The sequence below is a fragment of the Ruegeria sp. HKCCD7251 genome (assembly GCF_013031165.1).
Taxonomy (GTDB): domain Bacteria; phylum Pseudomonadota; class Alphaproteobacteria; order Rhodobacterales; family Rhodobacteraceae; genus Ruegeria.
The window spans coordinates 76,259-100,510 of the sequence record NZ_WPZC01000010.1; the positions used below are offsets into that span (position 1 = coordinate 76,259).

At 56.6% G+C, this 24,252-nt stretch carries 22 protein-coding genes; 16 read left to right on the top strand and 6 right to left on the bottom strand.

Features of this window, described 5'->3' with window-relative positions:
- Positions 1–5: 5 nt before the first annotated feature.
- The 5 genes from GOX75_RS18645 to nqrF are packed head-to-tail and all read left to right on the top strand — an operon-like array spanning position 6 to position 4,517.
- Positions 6–1,214, top strand: a complete 1,209-nt coding sequence (locus GOX75_RS18645) for an NADH:ubiquinone reductase (Na(+)-transporting) subunit B (RefSeq protein WP_171125640.1) — start codon at positions 6–8, stop codon at positions 1,212–1,214.
- Positions 1,207–2,022, top strand: a complete 816-nt coding sequence (locus tag GOX75_RS18650; RefSeq protein ID WP_171125641.1) for a Na(+)-translocating NADH-quinone reductase subunit C — start codon at positions 1,207–1,209, stop codon at positions 2,020–2,022. The genes GOX75_RS18645 and GOX75_RS18650 overlap by 8 nt, the downstream gene beginning before the upstream one ends.
- Entirely contained in the window at positions 2,022–2,675 is a 654-nt protein-coding gene (locus GOX75_RS18655; RefSeq protein ID WP_171125643.1) for an NADH:ubiquinone reductase (Na(+)-transporting) subunit D, read from the top strand. The genes GOX75_RS18650 and GOX75_RS18655 overlap by 1 nt, the downstream gene beginning before the upstream one ends.
- Positions 2,675–3,283: an NADH:ubiquinone reductase (Na(+)-transporting) subunit E gene (gene nqrE, locus GOX75_RS18660; RefSeq protein ID WP_050603817.1), complete on the top strand. Its 609-nt coding sequence runs from the start codon at positions 2,675–2,677 to the stop codon at positions 3,281–3,283. The genes GOX75_RS18655 and nqrE overlap by 1 nt, the downstream gene beginning before the upstream one ends.
- Before the next feature lie 10 nt (positions 3,284–3,293).
- A complete protein-coding gene (gene nqrF, locus GOX75_RS18665; protein WP_171125645.1) occupies positions 3,294–4,517 on the top strand; it encodes an NADH:ubiquinone reductase (Na(+)-transporting) subunit F in 1,224 nt (407 codons plus the stop codon).
- Between the two features lie 35 nt (positions 4,518–4,552).
- Here the strand turns inward: nqrF and tviB are convergent, their stop codons facing one another.
- From tviB to GOX75_RS18680, 3 genes are all read right to left on the bottom strand, one after another.
- The gene (gene tviB, locus GOX75_RS18670; RefSeq protein ID WP_171125647.1) at positions 4,553–5,836 is read right to left on the bottom strand and encodes a Vi polysaccharide biosynthesis UDP-N-acetylglucosamine C-6 dehydrogenase TviB; all 1,284 of its coding nucleotides are present in this window, start codon (positions 5,834–5,836) and stop codon (positions 4,553–4,555) included.
- Between the two features lie 5 nt (positions 5,837–5,841).
- Positions 5,842–6,855 (bottom strand): NAD-dependent epimerase/dehydratase family protein, encoded by a 1,014-nt coding sequence (locus GOX75_RS18675; RefSeq protein ID WP_171125649.1) that lies wholly within the window; start codon positions 6,853–6,855, stop codon positions 5,842–5,844.
- A 71-nt stretch (positions 6,856–6,926) separates the two neighbouring features.
- Entirely contained in the window at positions 6,927–7,451 is a 525-nt protein-coding gene (locus GOX75_RS18680) for a CBS domain-containing protein (RefSeq protein WP_171125651.1), read from the bottom strand.
- 110 nt (positions 7,452–7,561) lie between these two features.
- Between GOX75_RS18680 and GOX75_RS18685 the strand changes: the two genes are divergently transcribed.
- The 7 genes from GOX75_RS18685 to GOX75_RS18715 all read left to right on the top strand — a co-directional run bounded on the left by GOX75_RS18685 (position 7,562) and on the right by GOX75_RS18715 (position 14,930).
- Positions 7,562–7,747 carry a hypothetical protein gene (locus tag GOX75_RS18685; protein ID WP_171125653.1) on the top strand — a complete coding sequence of 62 codons (186 nt, stop codon included), beginning with the start codon at positions 7,562–7,564 and terminating at the stop codon, positions 7,745–7,747.
- A gap of 67 nt (positions 7,748–7,814) precedes the next feature.
- Positions 7,815–8,840 carry an FAD:protein FMN transferase gene (locus tag GOX75_RS18690; protein WP_171125655.1) on the top strand — a complete coding sequence of 342 codons (1,026 nt, stop codon included), beginning with the start codon at positions 7,815–7,817 and terminating at the stop codon, positions 8,838–8,840.
- Positions 8,841–8,854: 14 nt separating this feature from the next.
- Positions 8,855–9,097 carry a (Na+)-NQR maturation NqrM gene (nqrM, locus tag GOX75_RS18695; RefSeq protein ID WP_170356551.1) on the top strand — a complete coding sequence of 81 codons (243 nt, stop codon included), beginning with the start codon at positions 8,855–8,857 and terminating at the stop codon, positions 9,095–9,097.
- 65 nt (positions 9,098–9,162) lie between these two features.
- Positions 9,163–10,836: a sulfatase-like hydrolase/transferase gene (locus GOX75_RS18700; protein WP_171125657.1), complete on the top strand. Its 1,674-nt coding sequence runs from the start codon at positions 9,163–9,165 to the stop codon at positions 10,834–10,836.
- Between the two features lie 102 nt (positions 10,837–10,938).
- Entirely contained in the window at positions 10,939–12,456 is a 1,518-nt protein-coding gene (gpmI, locus tag GOX75_RS18705) for a 2,3-bisphosphoglycerate-independent phosphoglycerate mutase (protein WP_171125659.1), read from the top strand.
- Positions 12,453–13,583 carry a murein hydrolase activator EnvC gene (locus GOX75_RS18710; RefSeq protein WP_171125661.1) on the top strand — a complete coding sequence of 377 codons (1,131 nt, stop codon included), beginning with the start codon at positions 12,453–12,455 and terminating at the stop codon, positions 13,581–13,583. Before gpmI ends, GOX75_RS18710 begins: the two co-directional genes overlap by 4 nt.
- 6 nt (positions 13,584–13,589) lie before the next feature.
- The gene (locus GOX75_RS18715) at positions 13,590–14,930 is read left to right on the top strand and encodes a S41 family peptidase (protein WP_171125663.1); all 1,341 of its coding nucleotides are present in this window, start codon (positions 13,590–13,592) and stop codon (positions 14,928–14,930) included.
- 39 nt (positions 14,931–14,969) lie between these two features.
- Here the strand turns inward: GOX75_RS18715 and GOX75_RS18720 are convergent, their stop codons facing one another.
- From GOX75_RS18720 to GOX75_RS18730, 3 genes are all read right to left on the bottom strand, one after another.
- Positions 14,970–16,496: an MFS transporter gene (locus tag GOX75_RS18720; protein ID WP_171125665.1), complete on the bottom strand. Its 1,527-nt coding sequence runs from the start codon at positions 16,494–16,496 to the stop codon at positions 14,970–14,972.
- An 88-nt stretch (positions 16,497–16,584) separates the two neighbouring features.
- Positions 16,585–16,944: a hypothetical protein gene (locus GOX75_RS18725; protein WP_171125667.1), complete on the bottom strand. Its 360-nt coding sequence runs from the start codon at positions 16,942–16,944 to the stop codon at positions 16,585–16,587.
- An 11-nt stretch (positions 16,945–16,955) separates the two neighbouring features.
- Positions 16,956–17,717, bottom strand: a complete 762-nt coding sequence (locus GOX75_RS18730; protein WP_171125669.1) for a DUF6478 family protein — start codon at positions 17,715–17,717, stop codon at positions 16,956–16,958.
- A 242-nt stretch (positions 17,718–17,959) separates the two neighbouring features.
- Here GOX75_RS18730 and GOX75_RS18735 point away from each other — a divergent pair, with 242 nt between their 5' ends.
- The 4 genes from GOX75_RS18735 to GOX75_RS18750 are packed head-to-tail and all read left to right on the top strand — an operon-like array spanning position 17,960 to position 24,210.
- Positions 17,960–21,058 (top strand): ABC transporter transmembrane domain-containing protein, encoded by a 3,099-nt coding sequence (locus tag GOX75_RS18735; protein WP_171125671.1) that lies wholly within the window; start codon positions 17,960–17,962, stop codon positions 21,056–21,058.
- Positions 21,051–21,947, top strand: a complete 897-nt coding sequence (locus GOX75_RS18740) for a type II CAAX endopeptidase family protein (RefSeq protein ID WP_171125673.1) — start codon at positions 21,051–21,053, stop codon at positions 21,945–21,947. The genes GOX75_RS18735 and GOX75_RS18740 overlap by 8 nt, the downstream gene beginning before the upstream one ends.
- Positions 21,948–22,006: 59 nt before the next feature.
- The gene (gene accD / locus GOX75_RS18745) at positions 22,007–22,939 is read left to right on the top strand and encodes an acetyl-CoA carboxylase, carboxyltransferase subunit beta (RefSeq protein ID WP_171125675.1); all 933 of its coding nucleotides are present in this window, start codon (positions 22,007–22,009) and stop codon (positions 22,937–22,939) included.
- Entirely contained in the window at positions 22,936–24,210 is a 1,275-nt protein-coding gene (locus GOX75_RS18750; RefSeq protein ID WP_171125676.1) for a folylpolyglutamate synthase/dihydrofolate synthase family protein, read from the top strand. Before accD ends, GOX75_RS18750 begins: the two co-directional genes overlap by 4 nt.
- Positions 24,211–24,252: the final 42 nt, after the last annotated feature.

Sequence of the window (24,252 nt, forward strand, 5' to 3'; positions counted from 1 at the left end):
TCCACATGGGTTTGCGCAGCTTCTTCGATCGGATCGAGCCGAACTTTACCAAGGGCGGCAAGTACGAGAAGTATTTCCCCATCTACGAGATGGTCGAAAGCTTCATCTACACTCCGAAAACCGTCACCACCGTTGCCCCACACGCACGGTCCTACGTGGATATGAAGCGGATCATGACCTATGTCGTGATCGCCACTATCCCCTGTATCCTGTGGGGGATGTGGAACACGGGCTATCAGGCAAACTCGGCCATTGCCACGCTGGGGCCGGATGCCGCGACCGGCTGGCGTATTGCTTTGCTGCAGATGTTCGGCATTTCGTTGGATCCGTCCAGCCTGTTTGCCAATGTGTTGCACGGGTTGCTTTATTTCTTGCCGATCTACATCACGACACTGGTCGCGGGCGGTATTTTCGAGGTCATCTTTGCCACCGTGCGCGGGCATGAGGTTAACGAGGGCTTCCTTGTCACATCGATGCTCTACACGCTGATCCTGCCCGCATCGACACCGCTGTGGCAGGTGGCTTTGGGCATCATCTTCGGCGTTGTCATCGGCAAGGAAGTGTTTGGCGGCACCGGTAAGAACTTCCTCAACCCCGCACTGGTGGGGCGGGCGTTCTTGTATTTCGCCTATCCTGCGCAAATGTCGGGGGATTCAGTCTGGACCCCGGTCGACGGTTTTTCCGGGGCGACCGCGCTGGGTATCACCGCAGCCGAAGGCGTTCAGGCGCTGGCGGCTGATGGGATTACCTGGGCCAATGCGTTCTTCGGAACAATTCAAGGCAGCTTTGGTGAGACATCGACGCTGGCGTGTATGATTGGTTTGGCCTTCCTGTTGATGACAAGGATTGCCAATTATCGCCTGATCCTCGGCTGCCTGGCGGGCACGATCGGCTTTACCCTGCTGCTGAACCTGATCGGGTCGGACACCAACCCCATGTTCGCGATGCCCTGGTACTGGCACATCGTTCTGGGCGGGTACGCCTTTGGTCTGGCCTTCATGGTTACAGAACCCGTTTCCGCCAGCCACACCAATATGGGCCGTTACATCTATGGCGCCTTGATCGGTGTCATGGTTGTGATGATCCGCGTGATCAATCCGGCTTTCCCCGAGGGCATGATGCTGGCCATCTTGTTCGGCAACGTCTTTGCACCGCTGATCGACTATTTCGTCGTTCAGGCAAACATCAAACGGAGGGCGCGTCGCCATGTCTGATACGCAATCCCCAGAACCGAAAGGCGCGATTGCCAAGTTCCTTGCGGCCTCGCCTGATTCAGTTGGCAAAACGATCTTTGTCGCGGTTGCCGTATGTCTGGTGGCCTCAATGGTTGTGTCTGCGGCGGCAGTCAGCCTGCGTCCTGTGCAGGAAGCGAACGCGCTGAAAGACAAGCAGGTCAACGTGCTGCAGGTCGCAGGCGTCTATGAGCCGGGCGTCGACGTTTCCGAGGCATTTGCCGCGTTTGAACCACATGTGCTTGAACTGTCGACCGGTCAGTTCGTGGACGATCAGTTCGATGCCACCACGTTCGATGACATCGCTGCGGCCAGTGATCCTGACCTCAGCATCGCGCTGGACAATGACCCCGCAGGCATCGGACGCCAATCCAAATACCGCGTGATTTACCTGTTGCGGGACGATTCCGGTGAACTGGACAAGGTGATCCTGCCGCTGCATGGATATGGCCTTTGGTCCACACTTTTTGGCTTTATCGCGTTGGAGAATAACGGCAACGATATCTTCGGCCTACAGTTCTATCAGCATGGTGAAACGCCGGGCCTTGGGGCCGAGGTAGATAACCCGCGCTGGAGGGCGCTGTGGAACGGCAAGAAGCTGCGCGATGATGCGGGTGAGCTTCAGATTACCGTCGCGAAGTCGCAGCCTGCCGCTGGCCCTGATTTTTATGTGGATGCACTGGCAGGGGCAACGCTGACCTCGGTGGGTGTTGATAACCTTGTAAGGTTCTGGATGGGGGATGCGGGCTACGCTCCGTTCCTGGCCAAACTGCAAGCAGGAGAAATCTGATGTCTCAGACCAAAAAAGAGATGCTGGTCGACCCGCTTGTCGACAACAACCCGATTACGCTGCAGGTGCTGGGCATCTGTTCGGCGCTGGCGGTGACCTCGTCGCTGCAGGTATCCTTCGTGATGGCGCTGGCGGTGACGTTCGTGACCTCGTTCTCGTCCTTCTTCATCTCGTGCCTGCGCAACCAGATCCCCGGCTCGATCCGTATCATCGTGCAGATGGTGATCATCGCCTCGCTGGTGATCCTGGTGGATCAGGTGCTGAAAGCCTATGCGTTCGAAATTTCGAAAACACTGTCGGTTTTCGTGGGTCTGATCATCACCAACTGTATCGTGATGGGCCGGGCCGAGGCATTTGCGATGAAGAACCCGCCCGTCGCGTCGTTCATTGACGGTATGGGCAACGGTATGGGCTATGGCCTGATCCTGCTGCTGGTCGGTTTCATTCGTGAACTGTTTGGCGCCGGGTCTCTGTTTGGCATCACCATTCTGGAGACCGTGAACAACGGTGGCTGGTACGTGCCCAACGGCATGCTGCTGCTGCCGCCGTCAGCGTTCTTCATCATCGGTCTGATCATCTGGGCCTTCCGCACATGGAAGCCGAACCAGGTGGAAGAGCGTGAATACAAAATTCAGCAGGTAGAGGCCCACTGATGGAAGGTCTGATCTCACTGGCTGTAAAGGCCATTTTTGTCGAAAACCTCGCGCTCAGCTTCTTTCTGGGGATGTGTACCTTCATCGCCGTGTCCAAGAAGATCTCGACCGCGCTGGGTCTGGGCATCTCGGTTATGGTGGTGCAGGCCATCACCGTGCCCGCCAACAACCTGCTGCTGAACTATCTGCTGAAACCGGGCGCGCTGGCCTGGGCAGGCTTCCCGGATGTGGACCTGACCTTCCTTGGCCTGATCTCATATATTGGCGTGATTGCGGCGATGGTTCAGATCCTTGAGATGGTTTTGGACAAGTATTTCCCGCCGCTTTACAACGCGCTGGGGATCTTCCTGCCCTTGATCACGGTGAACTGCGCGATCCTGGGTGGTTCGCTGTTCATGGTGGAGCGCGACTATAACTTTGCCGAGGCGGCGACCTATGGTCTGTCCTCCGGCTTTGGCTGGGCGCTGGCGATCACCGCGATGGCGGGCGTGCGCGAAAAGCTGAAATACTCGGACATTCCCGACGGCCTTCAGGGTCTGGGGATCACCTTCATCACCGCAGGTCTGATGGCGATGGCCTTCATGTCCTTCTCGGGCGTGAAACTGTAAGGAGGGCGCAATGGAAACTTTTAGCTTAGGCGTAGCCCTTTTCACCGTAATCGTCATCGCGCTGGTGACAATCATTCTGGCCGCGCGCTCTAAACTGGTGTCGACCGGGGACGTGAACATCACCATCAACGGTGAGAAAACCATCTCGGTCCCCGCCGGTGGCAAACTTCTGCAAACCCTTGCGGCCGAGAAATTGTTCGTACCCTCCGCCTGCGGCGGCGGCGGTACCTGTGCGCAGTGCCGGGTGCGGGTGCATTCGGGCGGCGGTTCGATCCTGCCGACCGAAGAAAGCCATATCACCAAGCGCGAGGCCGCCTGTGGCGACCGCCTGTCCTGTCAGGTTGCGGTCAAGCAGGACATGGATATCGAAGTCCCAGAAGAGGTCTTTGGCGTCAAGAAATGGGAATGCACCGTTCGCTCGAATGAAAACGTGGCGACCTTCATCAAGGCACTGACACTGGACCTGCCCGAGGGTGAAGATGTGAACTTCCGCGCAGGTGGTTACATCCAGATCGAAGCCCCCGCGCATGCGTTGAAATACACCGATTTCGACGTGGAAGAGGAATACCGCGAGGATTGGGACAAGTTCAATCTTTGGCAATACGAATCCGTCGTGGCCGAACCGATCGAGCGCGCCTATTCGATGGCCAACTACCCGGACGAAAAGGGCATGATCATGCTGAACGTCCGCGTGGCTTCGCCGCCTCCGGGTTCGGATGGTATCCCGCCGGGTCAGATGTCATCGTACATCTTCAACCTGAAACCGGGCGACAAGGTCACGATCTCGGGTCCGTTTGGCGAGTTTTTCGCCCGCGACACACAGAAAGAGATGGTCTTTATCGGCGGTGGTGCAGGCATGGCCCCCATGCGCAGCCACATCTTCGATCAACTCAAGCGTCTGGAAAACCGCGACCGCAAGATCAGCTTCTGGTATGGCGCGCGGTCGAAAAAAGAGATGTTCTTTGTCGAGGATTTCGACCAACTGGCCGCAGAGTTCGACAATTTCGATTGGCACGTCGCCCTGTCGGACGCGCAGCCCGAGGACGATTGGAAAGGCTATACCGGATTCATCCACAACGTGCTGTTCGATGAATATCTCAAAAACCACCCCGCGCCCGAGGATTGCGAGTTCTACATGTGTGGCCCGCCGATCATGAACCAGTCGGTCATCAACATGCTGCTGGATCTGGGTGTGGATCGCGAAGACATCATGCTGGACGATTTCGGCGGATAAGACAGAAAAACCGGCGCTTCCGAGCGCCGGTTTTTTTACAGCCGCAGGTCGCTGGCCTCGGGCGGCAGGCAGGATTTGACGTCGAACAACACGCTTTGATCCTTGCCAAGGGCGCGTATCTTAGCGGGTTCGAGCGTCAGAAATTCCCGATGTGCAACGGCCAGAACGATGCCGTCGTAACCCCCAGTTTCCGGCTGCTTGATCAATGAAATTCCGTATTCAGCCTGCGCGGCGGCAGGATCGGCGTGGGGATCATAGACATCGACCGTGACGCCATAGTCCTGCAGTTCGTGAATGATATCGACAACGCGGGTATTGCGCAGATCGGGGCAGTTTTCCTTGAAAGTCAGCCCCATCACCAGCACACGGGCAGCGGCAACATTGATCCCGTCGCGCATCATCCGTTTGACCAGTTGCGAGACCACATAGCCGCCCATGCTGTCATTCAACCGTCGCCCAGCCAGAATGATCTGCGGGTGATGGCCCACGGCCTCGGCCTTGTGAGTCAGATAATAGGGGTCAACGCCGATACAATGCCCGCCAACCAAACCGGGGCGGAAAGGTAGAAAGTTCCACTTGGTTCCCGCTGCGCGCAGAACCGCTTCCGTGTCGATATCCATCCGGCCAAAGATCATCGCCAGTTCGTTGACCAGCGCGATGTTCAGGTCGCGCTGCGTGTTCTCGATCACCTTGGCAGCCTCGGCCACGCGAATGCTTTCAGCCTTATGGGTGCCTGCCGAAATGATGCGAGCGTAAAGCGCGTCCACCAGATCGGCCACCTTGGAGGTCGAGCCGGATGTAACCTTGCAGATGTCCGCGATCCGGTGCGTCTTGTCGCCGGGGTTGATCCGCTCGGGGCTGTAACCGGCAAAAAAATCACGATTGAAGGTCAGACCGGACACGCGCTCAAGAACCGGTACGCAGTCTTCCTCGGTGGCTCCGGGGTATACCGTGGATTCATAGATCACCAGATCACCGGGTTTCAACACGTGGCCAACGGTTTCCGACGCGCGCAGCAAAGGCGTCAGATCAGGCTGCTTACCAGCGGTGATCGGTGTGGGGACGGTGACGATATAGGTATCGCAGGCCGCAATCTCTGACGGATCAGAGGTGAACGTCAGGCCAGTTGCGGCTTTTAGGTCATCGGGTTCAACCTCTTGCGTGGAATCGTGCCCGGCACGCAACGCGTCTATTCGGTCGGGGTTAATATCAAACCCAACCACCGGAGCTATCTTCCCGAACGCCACGGCCAGAGGCAGGCCAACATAGCCCAGTCCGATCACGGCAATTCTGCGCGAGTTTGGATCGGTTTCAAACATATGCGTCATTTTCCATGATAGTCGCGGAACCATTCGACAAAGCGTGCAATCCCGTCTTTGAAATCTGTTTGTGGCCGATAGCCCGTCAATTCCTGCAACAGATCGTTGTTCGCCCACGTTGCTGGCACATCCCCCATTTGCATGGGCATGTAGTTGCGGATGGCTTTCTTTCCGACGGCTTCTTCGATGGCTACGATAAAATCCATCAGCCGCACCTTGTCGCCATTGCCGATATTGACCACACGCCACGGCGCGGCGGGGGACAGGCTGTCGCCCTCGGCGATATCGTCGGCACTATCCGGCCGCACAGGCGGCACGTCGATCAACAGCCGAATACCCCGCACCAGATCGTCTACATAGGTAAAGTCACGATACATGTCACCGTGGTTGTAAATGTCGATGGGGCGGTCGTCCAAAATCGCGTCCACGAATTTGTACAAAGCCAGATCCGGACGCCCCCAAGAACCATATACCGTGAAAAACCGGAACATGGTCGTCGGTAGGTTCCATAGATGCGCGTAGGAATGACCCATCGCCTCGTTTGCCTTCTTGGTGGCGGCATAGATCGTCAACGGCGTGTCGGCCTTTTCAACCTCGGTAAAGGGCATCTCTTCGTTCGCGCCATAGACAGACGACGTCGACGCCATCAGCAGGTGTTCGACTTTGTGTTCGCGCGCCACCTCCATGACGTTGAACGTGCCCACAACATTCGAGTTGATATAGCTTCGCGGATCCTCGAGACTGTAGCGCACCCCGGCTTGAGCGGCGAGGTGCACGATGATTTCCGGCTGAAACTCGTCCGCGACCTGCACAAGACGGTCGTGGTTTTCCAGCAAATCCTCGGTGGCCGAAAAACCCGGCGTCTGCAACAGCATCTGGTGGCGTCGCTGTTTGAGTGTCACGTCGTAGTAATCGGTCATCCCGTCATAGCCGTGCACCCGAAACCCTTCGGACAACAGCAGCTTTGCCAGATGGAAACCGATGAAACCCGCCGTACCGGTGACCAGAACCCGTTTCATGCAACCCTCGAACCTATCGCAGACTTTTTCGCATCAGGGATACTGTCACTGGCCCAAGGTCAAGGGGTTTCTCAGCCCACGATCATTTGCTTCATGCGCAACGCTTCGTATTCCAGCTCTTTCAAGCGAAAATGGACAACGTCGCCAATGGTAATGACACCGCGCAGATTTCCATCACTCAGAACTGGCATGTGGCGGAATCTGCCTTCGGTCATGGTTTTCAGTACATCGTTCAACAAATCTTCTGGCGCGCAGGTTTTGACCTCGCGGGTCATCAGGTCTTCGACCGATTGCGGAAGTGTCTGACCGGGGGTGTCTGCCATCCGGCGCACAATGTCGCGCTCGGACAGAATACCGTGCAGTTTCCCGTTCTGATCGGTCACAACGACAGCCCCGATCCGCTTTTCCTTGAGGATGTTTACAACCGAGTGGATCGTATCGTTCGGCCGCACTGCAAAAACCGCGTCGCCTTTGCCTTCCATCAATTTCGCAACTGTAGTCTGGGAATGGGAAAGGTTGGATTCCACGGACTGGCTACGCGTCGCGGTTTCGGCCTTGTCGCCGCGCGTTGGGGGCTGATAAGAGCTTGGTGCCATGGGAAATCTCCTCTTCTTTTGTAGTTCACCTTAGCGCAGCTTTGCGACCTGTATAAGGTTCAATTGCCCCAAGCGTGAAAAACCGCCTAACACACAGGATATTCGACCTTTTGTCTGACCTTTACCTGACCCCCCCTGTTGCCGCATTGATCTTCTTCGTTGTGGTCGTATGCGGCCACAATTTCCGCATGACATGGAAAAAGCAGGCCCCGGGTTGGCAAAAGAAGGCTTGGCTGTTTGGAGTTCCGGCAGGAATTGGCCTGCTTGTGCTGGGGTTCATGCCCTTGAAAATGTAAGGCTGGTTTGACTCTGGCAAAGGCCACTGGCATACGCCGATCACGCTTTTCCACAGGAGATTCCCGCATGCGTCTTTTGCCTATTCTGGCTGTTGCGACACTCGTATCCGGCTGTTTGTTCGACAAAGAGCCGGACGTCGTGCGTTTGTCTGGCGAGACGATGGGAACGACCTTCAACATCACAGCAATTGGCGACGATGTCGACGAAGAAGCCCTTGCCGTAGCGGTTGAGGAAACCTTGGCAGACGTAAATGCCAAGATGTCCAATTGGGACGAAAATTCTGAAGTTTCCAAGTTTTCCAAGTCGCAGAGCACCGAGCCGACGCAGGTTTCAGATGAATTTGCCCTGGTCATCGCGGCGGCCAATGACGTCCACGAAAAATCTGGCGGTACATTCGATGTAACGCTTGGACCTCTGATTGAACTCTGGGGATTCGGACCGCGTAAACCCGAAGACCCTGTTCCCTCGGACGAAGACATTCAGGCCGCATTGAACAGTGTCGGGCAGGCGCGTCTTTTGACATTGGATCGTGAGGCCGGGACTTTGGTCAAGTCGGATGCCGGGGTCGGGATCAACTTGTCGGCCATAGCAAAAGGTTACGGGATTGATGCCGTTGCAGGCACCCTGCGGGATGCGGGGATTGAGGATTACATGGTCGAGATCGGCGGCGATCTGGTCACCATGGGTGAAAACGATAAGGGCGAGGCTTGGCGGATCGGGATCGAGAAACCCGAAGCAGGGGCGCAGAACCTGCAGTTGATCGTGCAATTGGACGATCTGGGCATGGCGACGTCCGGCGACTACAAGAATTTCTTCGAACAGGACGGTGTGCGCTATTCGCATATCATCGACCCGACCACAGGGCGGCCGATCACGCATCGTACCACATCGGTGACCGTACTGGCCGAAAACGCGATGATGGCGGATGCGTGGGCGACGGCGATGCTGGCGCTGGGTCAGGAAAAAGGTATGGAACTGGCCGAGAAGCATAAACTTGCCGTGTATTTCATCTCGCGGGATGTGACAGGCGGCGAAGATGCCTATATTACAGTACATAGCACCGCGTTCAAAGACGCTTTGGGCACCAACTGAAAGCAGGAACAGATATGAGCACCTTTATTCTGGCATTTATCCTGTTGGCCCTTGTGATGGTGGGCATGTCACTGGGTGTCATGTTGATGGGGAAGACCATCAAAGGTAGCTGCGGCGGCCTGAACGCAATCTCGGGTGCTGATAAATGCGTGGTTTGCCAGAAAGACGTCGACCCAAACAGCCCGCTGCGCGATCAATTGCAATGCAAGCGCGCCAAGAAAATGCTGGAACAGATGGAACGCGAAGCGCAGGTGTGATTTGCGCTTAACCGACGGGCAGGGGTTAGCTAATCTGCGACCCTGACGATCGGGGAGGCATCGCGTTGGCCAAAGCTAAAAACATTCTGTTCATAATGTTTGACCAGCTCCGCTGGGATTACCTGAGTTGCTACGGCCACCTACACTTACACACCCCAAATATTGACCGATTGGCAGCGCGTGGGGTGCGTTTTGATCGCGCCTATATCCAGTCGCCGATCTGCGGGTCGTCGCGCATGTCCACCTATACCGGGCGCTATGTGCATTCGCACGGTGCGTCCTGGAACGGCATTCCGCTCAAGGTAGGTGAAATGACAATGGGGGATCATCTGCGCAAAGCCGGGATGGAGTGTTGCCTGGTCGGGAAGACTCATATGCGGGCAGATGCCGATGGCATGGCGCGGCTGGGTCTGGAGCCTGACAGCCTGATCGGCGCGCGCGTAGCAGAATGCGGCTTCGATGTGTTTGAACGCGACGACGGGATGCTTCCAGAAGGGCCGGATGGGTATTACGACCCTGACGGCGCGAAGGAATACAACAAGTTTCTGACCGCCAAGGGTTATGAGAGTGACAATCCCTGGCATGACTTTGCCAATTCCGGTTTGGATGCGGACGGCAATGTCTTGTCGGGCTGGTTTCTGAAAAACTCGACCGAGCCCGCCAACATCGCCGAGGAAGACAGCGAAACGCCGTACCTGACCGGACGGGGGATCGAGTTCATGAGATCTCATGCCGGTCCGTGGTGTTGTCACCTGAGCTTCATCAAACCCCACTGGCCATACATTGTGCCGGAACCTTACGCCTCGATGTATGGGCCTGAACATATGCTGCCCGTTGTCCGCGCTGAAACCGAGCGGCAGAACGCCCATCCGATCCTCAGGGCCTTTATGGACACCAAGGTGGGGCAGGCTTTTTCCCGCGAAGACGTTCGGGACGCCGTGATCCCGGCCTATATGGGATTGATCAAACAGGCGGACGATCAAATGGGCCGCTTGTTTGAGTGGATGGAAGAGACCGGTCGGATGGACGATACCATGATCGTTCTGACCTCGGACCACGGAGACTTTCTGGGCGATCACTGGATGGGGGAAAAGACGTTCTTCCATGATGCCTCGACCAAGGTTCCCCTGATCATTTACGACCCTTCGCCCGAAGCCGACAGCACGCGCGGAACGGTTTGTGATGCTCTGGTCGAATCGATCGACCTTGCCCCAACTTTCGTTGACGTAACTGGCCAAGAAATTGCGTATCACATTCTGGAAGGGCATTCCCTGTTGCCGATCCTACACGGTCTGCGCACGGAAACACCTCGGGATGTAGTGATCTGCGAATACGACTATTCTGCGTCTCCGATTGCGGACAAGCTGAACGCGTCAGTTCGGGATGCCGTGATGTTCATGGTCGCCAACAAAAAGTGGAAACTGATCCACTGCGAAGGCGGGCATCGCCCATTACTGTTTGATCTGGAGAATGACCCGAATGAACTGAACGATTTGGGTGGCTCTGCGGATCATGAAGACGTTATCGCGGACATGTATTCGCATCTTTTCAGATGGACACGTCGCCAGTCGCAGCGCACCACCCGGTCCGAGCAACAGTTGATCGAAATGCGCACCAAAAGCCGAGGGCGCGGAGTCGTGGTCGGGGTCTACGATGAAAACGACGCTCCGCTGGAACTGACGGTGAAGTACCGGAGCCGGACAGCACGGCCTTACCGAGAGCTCACCAGCAAAGACTAGCCCGCTGTATGAATTCTTAGGCTTAACGGAATAAAGGCGGTTCACCCGCCGCAGGCCAGACGATACAAGACCAACCAAGAGCAGATAATCCGGAGAGCCGAAATGACCGCCCCCAAACCAGTTGTCCTGTGTATTCTTGATGGTTGGGGTCTGTCAGAGGACACGACCGCCAATGCACCCTTGCTGGCGAACACGCCAACCTTTGACAAGATCATGGCGAACGGGCCGCACGCGACCTTGATCACGCATGGCCCGGATGTTGGGCTGCCCAGTGGTCAGATGGGCAATTCCGAAGTTGGCCATACCAATATCGGCGCCGGGCGCGTTGTGGCGATGGATCTGGGGCAGATTGATCTGGCGATTGAAGATGGCTCGTTCTTCGAAAACGAGGCGCTGCAAGCCTTCATCACCAAGGTGAAAGCGTCAGGTGGCACGGCACACCTGATGGGTCTGGTTTCGGACGGGGGCGTACACGGGCACCTGAACCATATAGTCGCCGCGGCAAAGGCGATCACGGATGCCGGAGTTCCGGTGGCTTTGCACGCTGTAACCGACGGCCGCGATGTGGCCCCAAAATCTGCGTTTACCTACGTTGCAGAACTGGAAGGCCGGTTGCCGGAAGGTGCACGTATTGTGACAGTCAGCGGGCGCTATTTTGCGATGGACCGCGACAACCGCTGGGAACGCGTCAGCGAAGCATACGGCGCGATGATCAAAGGGCAGGGGCGAGCGGCAGCCACAGCGCATGGCGCGATTGACCACGCATACAACCAGTCAGAAACCGACGAGTTCATTGTGCCGACGGTGTTGGCTGAATTCGATGGCGTAAAAGACGGAGATGGGTTCTTCTGCTTGAACTTCCGCGCTGACCGCGCGCGCGAAATATTGCGCGCCATCGGGGAACCCGGCTTTGGTGACTTTGAAACGGGGCCGCGCCCGCAGCTATCCGCGCTTTTGGGCATGGTCGAATATTCCGACGGCCACAACGCCTATATGACCACCGTCTTCCCTAAGCGCGATATCGTAAACACGCTGGGCGAATGGGTGGCCAAACAGGGACTGCGCCAGTTCCGTCTGGCAGAAACCGAAAAATACCCGCACGTCACCTTTTTCCTGAATGGTGGCAAGGAAACCCCGGAATCGGGCGAGGATCGCTTTATGCCCAAATCGCCCAAAGTCGCGACCTATGACCTACAGCCCGAAATGTCTTCTGCAGACGTCACAGCCAAATTCGTTGAAGCAATTGAAGAAGGTTATGACCTGATTGTCACAAACTATGCCAACCCGGATATGGTTGGACACACAGGCGATCTACAGGCCGCGATCAAGGCATGCGAAGCGGTGGATCAGGGGCTCGCACAGGTAGCTGCGGCGCTTGAAAGGGCGGGCGGGGCGATGATCGTGACGGCTGATCACGGAAACTGCGAGGTGATGGTCGACCCAGAAACCGGTGGACCCCACACTGCTCACACGCTGAACCCGGTGCCGGTTGCTTTGATTGGCGGCCCATCCGGTGCGTCGCTGCGGGATGGGCGTTTGTCTGATCTAGCACCCACGCTTCTAGCCCTGATGAATATTGACCAGCCGCCAGAGATGACCGGGCAGAGTTTGTTGTCATGACGCTTCGCGCGCTTATTCTGGCGATGGCTCTCACGTCGCCTGCCAGCGCACAGACTGATCCGTCGACGGCTGCGCTGAACGCCGCGCGCAAACTTGAACAGGCGTCAATTGCACTGACCGAAGCTGACAGTGCCCGAGATCGCGTACGCGCACTGACTGCGACAATACAGGCCTATGAAGCCGGGCTTTCAGCAATGCGGGACGGTTTGCGCCGGGCCGCCACGCGTGAGGCCCAATTGACCGCCGAACTGCACGCACGCGAAGAGGATGTGGCCCAGCTATTGGGTGTCCTTCAAACCATTGAGACAACCGCGCCGCCGGTTCTCATGCTGCACCCGTCTGGCCCGTTGGGGTCGGCGCGCGCCGGGATGATGCTGTCCGAAGTCACTCCGGCCTTGAATGCCCGCGCACAGGCATTGGCCGAAAACCTGCATGAGGTTCAGACGCTGCGCCTTTTGCAGCAGAACGCGTCTGAAACCCTGACCGAAGGGTTGGTTGGGGTGCAGACCGCGCGCACCAAGTTGAGCGAAGCGATCTCTGATAGAACGGACTTTCCCCGCAGATTTGTAGAAGACCCGATCCGCACCGCCATTCTGATTTCCTCGACCGAAACTCTGGAAGGGTTTGCCAGCGGATTGTCGGAAATATCGGAAGGTGAAATCGCGCAGACCGATGCGAATGTTTCAAACCGACAAGGCCAGATCGCTCTGCCAGCGCGGGGTGTCATTTTGCACCACGCCAACGAATCTGATGCTGCAGGTGTCACCCGACCAGGTATCGTCCTGGCAACCCGGCCACGCGCGATTGTCACGTCGCCAACTGCCGCAACCATTCGATATCGCGGGCCTTTGTTGGAACTTGGCAACCTGATAATTCTTGAACCTCAGCCGGGACTGCTGTTCGTTTTTGCAGGCTTGCAGGAGGTTTATGGCGAGACCGGACAAGTGATCCCCGAGGGCACTCCGGTCGGGTTGATGCCCGGGGAAACACCAGAAATAGGCGCTATTTTGTCAACAAGCGGTGATGGCACTGGAACTGAGCGGTCAGAAACGCTCTATATAGAGGTAAGACAAGATAACAGCCCCGTGGACCCGGAATCTTGGTTTCGGACCGACAAGGATGGATAAACGAGTATGAAGAAATTTGTGATGGCCGGTTTGGCCGGAACCCTGGCAGGTATCGTCGCAACGACACAGATTGCCGGTCCCCTGCTTGCTCAAGAGGCCGAAAACAAGGCCAGCGTGTATGAGCAACTGGACCTGTTTGGCGATATTTTTGAACGCATTCGCGCGCAATATGTCGAAGAGGTTGAGCCCGAAGAACTGATTGAAGCCGCGATTGACGGGATGCTGACATCGCTGGACCCGCATTCAAGCTATCTGTCGCCTGATGACGCCGAGCAGATGCGCGTCCAAACCCGGGGTGAGTTCGGTGGGTTGGGCATCGAGGTCACACAGGAAGAAGGCTTTGTAAAAGTCGTCTCACCCATCGACGGTACTCCGGCGGATGAGGCGGGGATCGAGGCAGGAGACTTCATCACGCATGTTGATGGCGAAAGCATCTTGGGGCTGACGCTGGATAAGGCCGTTGACCTGATGCGCGGCCCTGTCGGGTCCGAGATTATCATCACGGTCGTCCGGGAAGGTGAAACTGATCCTTTTGACGTCACCATCATCCGCGACACGATCAAGCTGACTGCTGTGCGCGCCCGGACCGAAGGCACAAGCGTCGTGCTGCGTGTAACCACTTTCAACGACCAGACCTTCCCCAATCTGGAAGAAGGATTGAATGAGCAGATCGCCGAAATCGGCGGTATCGACAAGGTCAACGGCGTTGTCCTCGACCTCAGGAACAACCCGGGCGGGCTGTTGACGCAGGCGATCAAAGTGTCTGATGCCTTCCTGAACGAAGGCGAGATTGTCTCGACCCGCGGCCGTGACGCAAATGATGGCGAGCGGTTTAATGCAACGCCGGGCGATCTGGCCGAAGGCAAGCCAATTGTCGTGCTGATCAATGGTGGATCTGCATCAGCGTCCGAGATCGTCGCAGGTGCGCTTCAGGATCACCGCCGTGCGATTGTTGTTGGGACTAAGAGCTTTGGTAAAGGGTCGGTACAGACCGTCATGCCTCTGCGGGGCGACGGCGCAATGCGCCTGACCACGTCGCGCTACTATACCCCGTCGGGCCGCTCGATTCAGGCGCTTGGTGTCAGCCCGGACATCATCGTCGAGCAACCGCGTTCGGCGCCAGAAACAGAAGAAGACGAAAGCGATGCGCGCACCCGGTCCGAGGCTGATCTGCGTGGCAGCCTGAACAATGACAGTCTGAGCGAAGATGAGATTCGCCAGATAGAGGAAGATCGCGCCAAGGCCGAGGAAACGGCTGAACTACGGGAAGAGGATTATCAACTGGCCTATGCCATTGACATTCTCAAGGGTCTTTCAGCGTTTAGTCCAAATGGGCCATCCCAATAAGATACCAGGGCCGCCAACTGGCGGCCCTTTTTCTTTCCCTCAGCTTTCGACGCTGCGCAGCTTGTCTTCGTCTAGCATCATCGCCAGAACGACACCCACCGAAACAGATATGGCGGCAAAGACAAACGCCATGTTCATACCGGTGTCGAACGCTGCAGCGATTGCGGACTTAACGCTTTCCGCTTCTGCCGAACTGAGCTTGGACATGACCGCCTTTGCTGAGTCCGTTGTCAGGGTTCCCCCGTTAATGGCCCTTTGATCCGCCTCTGACATGTTGATGCCGTCCTCGGAAAGCCTTTTGCCAAGACTGGACAGGCTGGTGACATACATGATCGCCGTTGCACAGGCGACCGAGATCGCCCCATAGACCAGGTGGGTCATAAAGCTTAATCCGCCTACCAGCCCCGCGCGTTCAGGCTTGACGGCGCAGACAGCGGCCGTGCCGGAGGGCCCGACAGTAAGCGTGGCACCCAAGCCAATCATCGCCATGCCGGGCAAAATCTGGAAATAGCCAAGGCCACTGGGCATCACGACGATACTGACTGCACCCACGGTTGCGATGAGATAGCCCCAGAGCAGCAGGCGTTTGGGGCCAAAGTCATTATAAAGCGTACCCGAAACGATCGACCCGACGGCCAACAAAACGGTCAGCGGGGCAAGGCCAAGCGCCGAATGAAACACCGACCAGCCCAGAACCTTTTGCATATATTGCGGGAAATACAGCAATCCGACAAAGGCCGCCGATACATTGAACATGTTAAGGCCCAGCGTAATTCGGAACTCGCGGTTCTGCATCATTTGCGGCATCAGCAACGGCTCTTTCACACGCTTTTCGACCATCGGGAAAAAGAAAAACAAGACGGCGCTGACGAAGAACAGCATTAGTAACGGGACTGACGTCCATCCCCAATCGGCACCCACGTCCAGCCCGTAGAGCAGTAACAAAACCGCAAAGGACAGAAGGCCCATACCAGCGAAATCCAGGTGCTCGCCCTTTTTGTGCTGAGTTTCACGCTCCATCAAAACAAGAGCTGTCACCATCGAAATGGTCGAGAAGACGACATTTGCCAGAAAGAACATCCTCCAGTCACCAAAGCTGACGGCCATGCCGCTGATCATCGGACCGAAGACATTGCCGGTGGTTACGCCGGCAAGGATCAGACCCATGATCATGGCTCTGTGTTCTGGTTTGGAAACCTTGGTGGCACCGAAGGCCAAAGTGCAGGGCCACACGCATCCTGCGCCGATCCCCTGCAAGGCACGTGACGCGATCAGAAAATCCAGGCTTGGCGAAACAAAACACATGACCGAGGAAAACAGAAAGATTGAAAGGCCAATCAGCATCATCCTGCGATGGCCAAACATATCCCCCATGCGGCCACCCGCGACCATGGTCATGGCAAAAAACAGGGCATAGATATTCAGCACCCACTGAGTGCTGGTGATATCAGCGTCAAAGCTGTTTTCGATCGCGGGTACCAATATCAAGGCACCCGTAAAGTCGATGCCGATGCCGAACCCTGTCACCATCAGCGCGATAACCTTGATTATGCTGGCTCGGTCCATGAACGCACCCTGTTCCCGAAAAATGCATCTATGATGCATGGAAACAAGCCGAAAGATAGGGTTATGCGGTCTCCAGGGGGTCGATTGCCTAGTCGCCCGACGTCTGTACCCGGCGGAAAGCGCGCTTCAACATATCCAGTTCGGCGCGCAGCAAGTTGATCTCGGCTCTTATGTCGTCAGCCGCCGCCGTTCCAGCGATCACAGTGAAATCAGCAAGTTTCTGTGACGTTTCCCGGTCCACGATTAGAAAACTGTGGACCCCGTCGGACAAGGCTGCGGTGGGGACTTCTACGCTCAGAGCCCATCCGCCTTTGGTCGGAGACAAGGCAACACCATCCAGTTCTTGCCCCAGATACCGAACTTCGATCCGAGGTTCCGTTTCTGCTGAAAGGTGCCCGTGCCAGATGCCGTTTTCCAGTCGGATGGGCGTCAGAATAGGGGGTGTCATATCCAAGTAACTCACAAATCGGCACGGAAGTGGCGGCAGAAGGTCAGGTCGCGCAGAATGATGCGGTTCATTGCGGGATTGTCCATGATCAAGTCCAGCCAAACCTTATCAATGCGCCGTTCATTCAAAGGTAAATGCGCAAGATCGAAATCTGCCACGCTGGAGGTGTGGGATATGTCAAGCGGACGCAGGACCTGATCGGTATTTGGGCCGTGCTGGATATTCAGCCGCGCCATGATGCTTGATGGGCGCTCTGCCTCGGCATGCACGTCAACCCGCACCAGATGTTGTTTGCTGAATCCTTGCGTGGCCTCAACAGGCAAATCAACGGTCAGGGACAGAAATGATCCGGTGAACCCGAATACTTCAAGGCTCAGTCCAAATGCGGCAAGGTCGGCGTCCCGCGTGTTTCGCGTTTGTCGGATTCCAATCTCGGACAAACGGCAGTCATGAAACAAAGACACATGCTGATCCACCGTGACTTTACGAGGGGCCGATGCCACACCGGAACGCGGCAGCGGTCCCCGCCAAAGATCCGGCCGCCAGTACCAATCTGTTCCCAGCGGCTTAGGAAACTGAGACGAGCCAATCAGCGGGCGCATCAGTTGACCGTCTGCTTCGTGAATCAAGTGGTCGAGGTGACCGCGCAGCCTGCGCGCCTCGTCTCGTTGTGCGCGCAAAGTCGCGGGCGCGGCGTCTGATGCAGACTGTGCAGCCTGACGCCAACGCGCAAGAACTTTGCGGTGTATATAGCGATCCAGAAGTCTGCCCATAATCCTATCGCCTGAAGGTACTTCTCTTTAGTCAAAGACAGCGATCAGGATAAAGCGGAATTCGAACAAACAGGATTAATTTTCGCGAAACGCCATTACGCTTTGGGCTGGGCAGTCCGGTGGCGTTCTGATACGTCAGGCGGCGTTCTTGCAATCAACCGGGTCTATGCGTACCGTCCGGCACCTGATTGCTGTGGATCATCCGAAAAACTGCATACCAATTTTTGATACAAGGCCGGGGCATGGAACCCACTCTTTTTTCATTCATCTGGAAATATTCAAAGAAACAACAGCTTGTGTTGCTGGTTCTGACTGTATTCTCGTTTCCGTTTCTTTATGCCTCGCTCGAACTGCCAAAGCAGATCATCAACGATGCCATCGGTGCGCCCAGTGATAGCGTGACGGTAATGGGCGTGACGTTCACGCAGGTGCAGTATCTTCTGATCCTCTGCGTTGCGTTTCTGGCGACCGTGATTGCCAGCGGATTGATGAAGATGCGGATCAACACAATGAAGGGCGTGCTGGCCGAACGGATGCTGCGCCGCCTGCGCTTTACGCTGATCCATCGTACCATGCGGTTTCCCAAGTCCTATTTTGCCACCACCAGTCAGGGTGAGTTGGTATCCATGATCACATCCGAGGCCGAGCCGATGGGCGGGCTGATGGGCGACGCCATCGCACAGCCGGTGTTTCAGTTTGGTCAGATGATGACTATTGTCACTTTTCTGTTCATGCAAAGCGTCTGGTTTGGTTTGGCCAGTATCGCACTGATCCCGCTGCAGGCCTGGCTGATCCCTAAGCTACAGCGGCAGATCAACCTTCTGAACAAAGATCGCATTCAGGAAGTGCGCAGACTGAGTTCCGAGATCGGCGAAAGCGCGGCAGGGATCAGTGATCTTCGCACCAATGGCGGTTGGCGGTATCGCCTGGCACAGTTCAGTCACCGTTTGGGAACCTTGTTCGAAATCCGTTTCAAGATCTACAACAAGAAGTTCTTCATGAAGTTCCTCAACAACCTGATCACGCAGATCACGCCGTTCCTGTTCTATTCAGTAGGCGGGTATCTTGCGATCAAGGGCGAGGTGACTGTGGGCGCGCTTGTCGCCGCATTGGGTGCTTACAAGGATCTCAGCGGCCCGTGGAAAGACCTGCTGACCTATTACAATCAGGTGCAGGACATGTCGCTGCGGTGGGAAGTTGTGACCGAGCGTTTTGCGCCTGACAACATGATCCCCGAAGAGTTGTTTTTGGGCGAACCCGAGACCATTCCTCATCTCACGGGCGCGATTCAGCTTCAGAACATCACCGTTCGCGATGGTGACGGAAAGACGGTCCTGGAAGACATCGACTTGACCATACCCAAGGGTGCCCGTGTGGCCATCAAGTCATCAAACGCGGCCGAACGCAGCGCTTTGGCACAATTGCTGACCCGGGAAATTTTGCCGGTTCAGGGGGGCGTCGTCATAGCAGGGCACGATCTTCAGGGCTTGCATCAGGCTGTGATCGCGGCGCGGATCGGATATGCATATTCTCGCCCTTACCTGTTTGATGGCACGCTGGGGGACAACCTGCTTATGCCGCTGCGAACCCATCCTCAGCATGAGGAAGACGCAAAAAAGGCCCCTAGCCGATGGCAGATCGAAGCGGAACGCGCCGGAAACCCAGTGGATTCCTTGTCTGATGACTGGATTGATCCCGGACTGGCCGGTCTGGAAGATGCCGAAGAAATCCGCGATTGGTGGTTCCAACTTGTTGAAGCGATGGGCATTGACGAGTTCATGTTCCGCCGCACGTTGCGCAGCCAGTTCGACCCGGTTCAGCACCCGACACTTGCGCGTGACATCGTGGGTTTGCGCGACGTTGTTGCCGAGCGGCTTAGGGACAGAGGGTTGGATCGCTATGTTTACCGGTTCGACCCGGATCGGTTCAATCCAGCCGTTCCCTTGGGCGGCAACCTGCTTTATGCGGCTCCGTCGCGGGACATTTCTCCGGATATTCTGGCCGGTGACGGACGGTTCATGTCCATGCTGCGCGCGCATGAGTTGGACGATGACGCGATGGGTATCTCAAGCGCGGTTCTCAAGACACTGAACCGCACGTTTGGGCGCGACGGGACAGACCACCCGCTGTTCCTGCGCCTTGGTATGACCAAGGAGATGTACTATCGGCTGCTGGATATCGAGGAACGGCGCATTGCTAAGGGCGACGACGCGATCAGCGAACGCGAGCGCGCATTGCTGCTAACGGTCCCTTTCCTGTTGACGGCCGAGCAGATCGGCCCGGATTTCCCGGATGAATACAAAGAAAAGATCCTTTCGATCCGAAGCAATCAGGCTGAACGGCTGCGAACATCAATGGATGGCATGTTCATCCCCGTAGACCCTGATGCCTATATCGGGCGCATGACGGCTATGGAGAATGCTCTGTTTGGTCGGATTTCACTGACGGCAGGGGCCCATGCGGATGAGATCGAGGATGTTGTTGCGGAAACCATGAACGAGGCCGGTTTACGTCGCCGAGCAGCCGCCATCATCTATGACCTGCCATCCGGCTTGGGTGGAAACAACTTGCCGACGGTCTTCCAGGAAAGGGCCGCCTTCTCGCGTGCGGGGATCAAGCGCCCCGATGTGCTGATCCTCGACAAGGCGCTGGCCAGCCACGATTCCGAAAGCCGCCTGCGCACGCGACTGAAGCTGCGCGAGTTGTTGCCGGATTCGATCATGATCTTCATGGAGGACAGCTTTGCCCATCCCGAAGCCTATGACCTGTTCGTCGAGATCAAAGATGGGCGCATCGACGGTGTCTCGAAAGCGACCGCCGAGGAAGACGCCAGCGTTGTCGGCGATCTGGGCCGCAAGCTGAAGATCATTTCATCGACCGAACTGTTCGCCGGAATAGATGCCAAAAACCAGCGCCTGTTGGCGTTTTCGGCGCAATGGTATGATGTGGCAGCCGGGCAGGTGATATTCTCTCACGGGCAAGCGCCGGATGCGGCGTATCTTTGCATTTCCGGTGAGGCCAGTCTTGAATGGCCCGAAGACGGCGGCGGTTCCCGTCCGATTTCAACGGTCGGGCCGGGCCGGTTGATCGGCGATCTTTCAATCATAACCAATGATCCAAGGCAGTTGAATCTGGTCGCGGTCAGCGACTGTTCGTTCCTTCGAATCGGTGCGGAGGAACTTCGCGCTGTCGTCGAAAGCGATGCAGGTGTGGCCGTTCAATTGCTTGAAACCGTTGCGGGTTATCTGAATTCTCTGGCAGATCAAATAAACGCCACCAAAGATTCAACCGAATTCTGGGAAGAGTTTGACCTAGCAGAAGGTGAAAGTGACCGTGTCTGAACCCCGCCCAGCGTACTACGCCGCACATGAAGGTCTGGTTGCCGAAGCGCGCCCAAAGCCCGAGCTTTGGCGCCTGCTTGTCGGCTTGGGCTTGGTCGCTGTTGTGGTCACCGTAATGAACCTCGTTCTATTCAGCGTGGTTGTGGGCTTTGGGTCAAATGCGGTGGCCGAAGGGTTTTTGACAGGGTCTACACCGCTGGCGATGATTATTTTATTGTCTAGTTTTGGCTTCGTCACGCTAGGCGTCAGGATGGCGGTTCGGCGGCTTCAAAATAGGTCGCTGGGTTCTGTTCTTGGCTCATTTCGAAGAAGTGCGCGCCAATTCTGGGTTGTGTTTCGCGCGCTGCTGATCCTTGGTTTGGTGATCGCAGTCCTGCCACCCTATGACATGGGGGCTCCGTTGACCCCTAATCTGGGTCTCTCCACGTGGTTAATGCTGTTGCCGCTGTCGCTGCTAGCGGTACTGATTCAAACCAGCGCCGAGGAAGTGCTGTTTCGCGGGTACATACAACAAAGCCTTGCAGCTCGGTTCCAGTCCCCCATCATTTGGATGGGACTACCGTCCCTGTTATTTGCCCTCGGCCACTACGCGCCGGCTGCTGCAGGGGACAATGCGGGGCTGATCGCGTTGTGGTCTTGCATGTTCGGCCTGCTTGCGGCTGACCTCACGGCGCGGTCCGGCACACTGGGTCCGGCTATCGCCTTGCATTTCTTCAATAACCTTATTGCGCTGCTGCTGATCTCGTTGCCAGACAACTTGAGCGGCCTGGCCCTTTTCATTCTGCCCTATGACATGTCCGACACGGATATGGTGCGCGGATGGTTATATGTAGACTTCGCCGTCATGATCGTCGGCTGGCTGACAGCACGCCTTGCGCTCAGGCGTTGATTGCATTTCTTTCCGCAGCGTCTTATTTGACCTCCAAGCCGCACTAGCAAGGTTCCGATATGAACTGGATCACAAATTACGTCCGCCCCCGGATCAACTCGATCTTCTCGCGTCGGGAAGTGCCCGAAAACCTTTGGCACAAATGCAACGAATGCGGGACGATGCTGTTTCACCGCGAGCTGGCGGAAAACCAAAATGTCTGTACCCAGTGCGACCATCACATGGCGATCACGCCGCGGGACCGGTTCAAGCATCTTTTTGATGGCGGAATCTTCACCGAGGTAGACGTTCCCGCCCCCAAAGACGACCCGCTGCAGTTTCGGGATCAGAAAAAATATCCCGATCGCATGAAGGCGGCCCAGAAAAAGACGGGCGAAAAAGAAGCGATGCTTGTTGCCAAGGGTGAAATCGGACGCACGCCGATTATTGCCGCCGCACAAGACTTTTCCTTCATGGGTGGGTCGATGGGCATGTATGTCGGCAACGCCATCATTGCCGCCGCGCAAGAGGCCGTAAAACTCAAGCGCCCGCTGATCCTGTTCTCGGCTGCGGGTGGCGCACGGATGCAGGAAGGCATACTAAGCCTGATGCAAATGCCGCGTACAACGGTGGCAGTCGAAATGCTCAAGGAAGCCAACCTGCCTTACATTGTCGTGCTGACCCATCCGACGACCGGCGGGGTTACGGCATCATATGCGATGCTGGGCGACGTGCATATCTCAGAACCCAACGCTCTGATCTGTTTTGCCGGGCCGCGCGTTATTGAACAAACAATTCGCGAAAAGCTGCCCGAAGGGTTCCAGCGCGCGGAATACCTTTTGGATCATGGGATGTTGGACCGGGTAACCAAGCGTACAGAAATGCGTGAGGAACTGATCACCATCACGCGGATGTTGATGAATCAACCTCCTGCGGTCAAAGGTGACCTTCCAGCCCCCAAACCTGAAGAAGCACAGCCCGGCAATCCGGCTGACACTGCACAAGAGAAATGACCCCTCAGTCGTCGGACCTCATCCTCGAACGGATGATGGCGCTTCACCCCAAGATCATTGACCTGACCTTGGACCGCGTATGGCGTTTGCTGGTCGCATTGGACTATCCGCAGGAAAAACTACCGCCCGTCATCCATATTGCCGGAACAAATGGCAAGGGGTCGACCCTGGCCATGATCCGCGCCGGGTTGGAAGGGGCAGGTCTTAAGGCCCATGCCTATACCTCACCTCACCTGGCACGGTTTCACGAACGCATCCGCCTCGCCGGAGAATTGATTTCTGAACCTGCACTTACCGAAGTACTGGACGAGTGTTACGCCGCGAATAACGGCGATACCATCACGTATTTTGAAATAACAACCTGCGCCGCGCTGCTAGCATTTGCACGCACGCCTGCGGATTACACCCTGCTCGAAGTCGGATTGGGTGGACGTCTGGACGCGACAAACGTCGTGCACAATCCTGCGGTCACAGTAATCACCCCTGTATCCATCGACCATGAACAGTTTCTGGGGAATACCCTTGGAAAAATAGCGGCCGAGAAGGCGGGCATCATCAAACCCGGGGTCCCTTGTATCGTTGGGCCGCAACAAGATGAAGCGCTGGAGGTGATTGAATACACCGCCGCTCGCCTTGGCGCACCCCTGTTGATTCATGGCCAGCACTGGCATGTCGTCGAAGAAAACGGGCGTCTCGTGTATCAGGACGAAACAGGTCTCCGTGACCTGCCACTGCCGAACCTCCTGGGCGCGCACCAGATTCAGAACGCAGGCGCGGCCCTTGCCGTCATGCGTCATTTGGATCTGGGGGACGACGCGTATGAGGCCGCAGTAACAAAGGCCGAATGGCCCGCACGGATGCAACGGTTAAAGTCGGGTCCCTTGGTCGAGCAAGCCCAAGATGCTGAACTATGGCTGGATGGCGGTCACAACGCCGCCGCGGGTGTTGCGCTTGCGGATGTGCTTGCGAAACTTCCGTCACGCCCAACGCATATGATCTGCGGCATGCTGAACACAAAAGATGTAACCGGGTACCTAAAGCCCTTGGCCAATCAGTGCCAAAGCCTGACGGCCGTTTCAATTCCGGGCGAGGCCGCAACTCTTAGCGCGGATGAAACCGCCGCCGCCGCCGCCCAGGTAGGACTGGCATCGACCACTGCAGACAGCGTCACAGATGCCCTTCAGTCCATTGTCGGCAATGATCCTCAGGCTCGCGTCCTGATCTGCGGTTCCCTCTATCTGGCTGGGAACGTCCTGCGCGAAAACGCCTGATACTTCACCTGGCCTAAAAATATCCCGGGGGAGGCGCGGCTT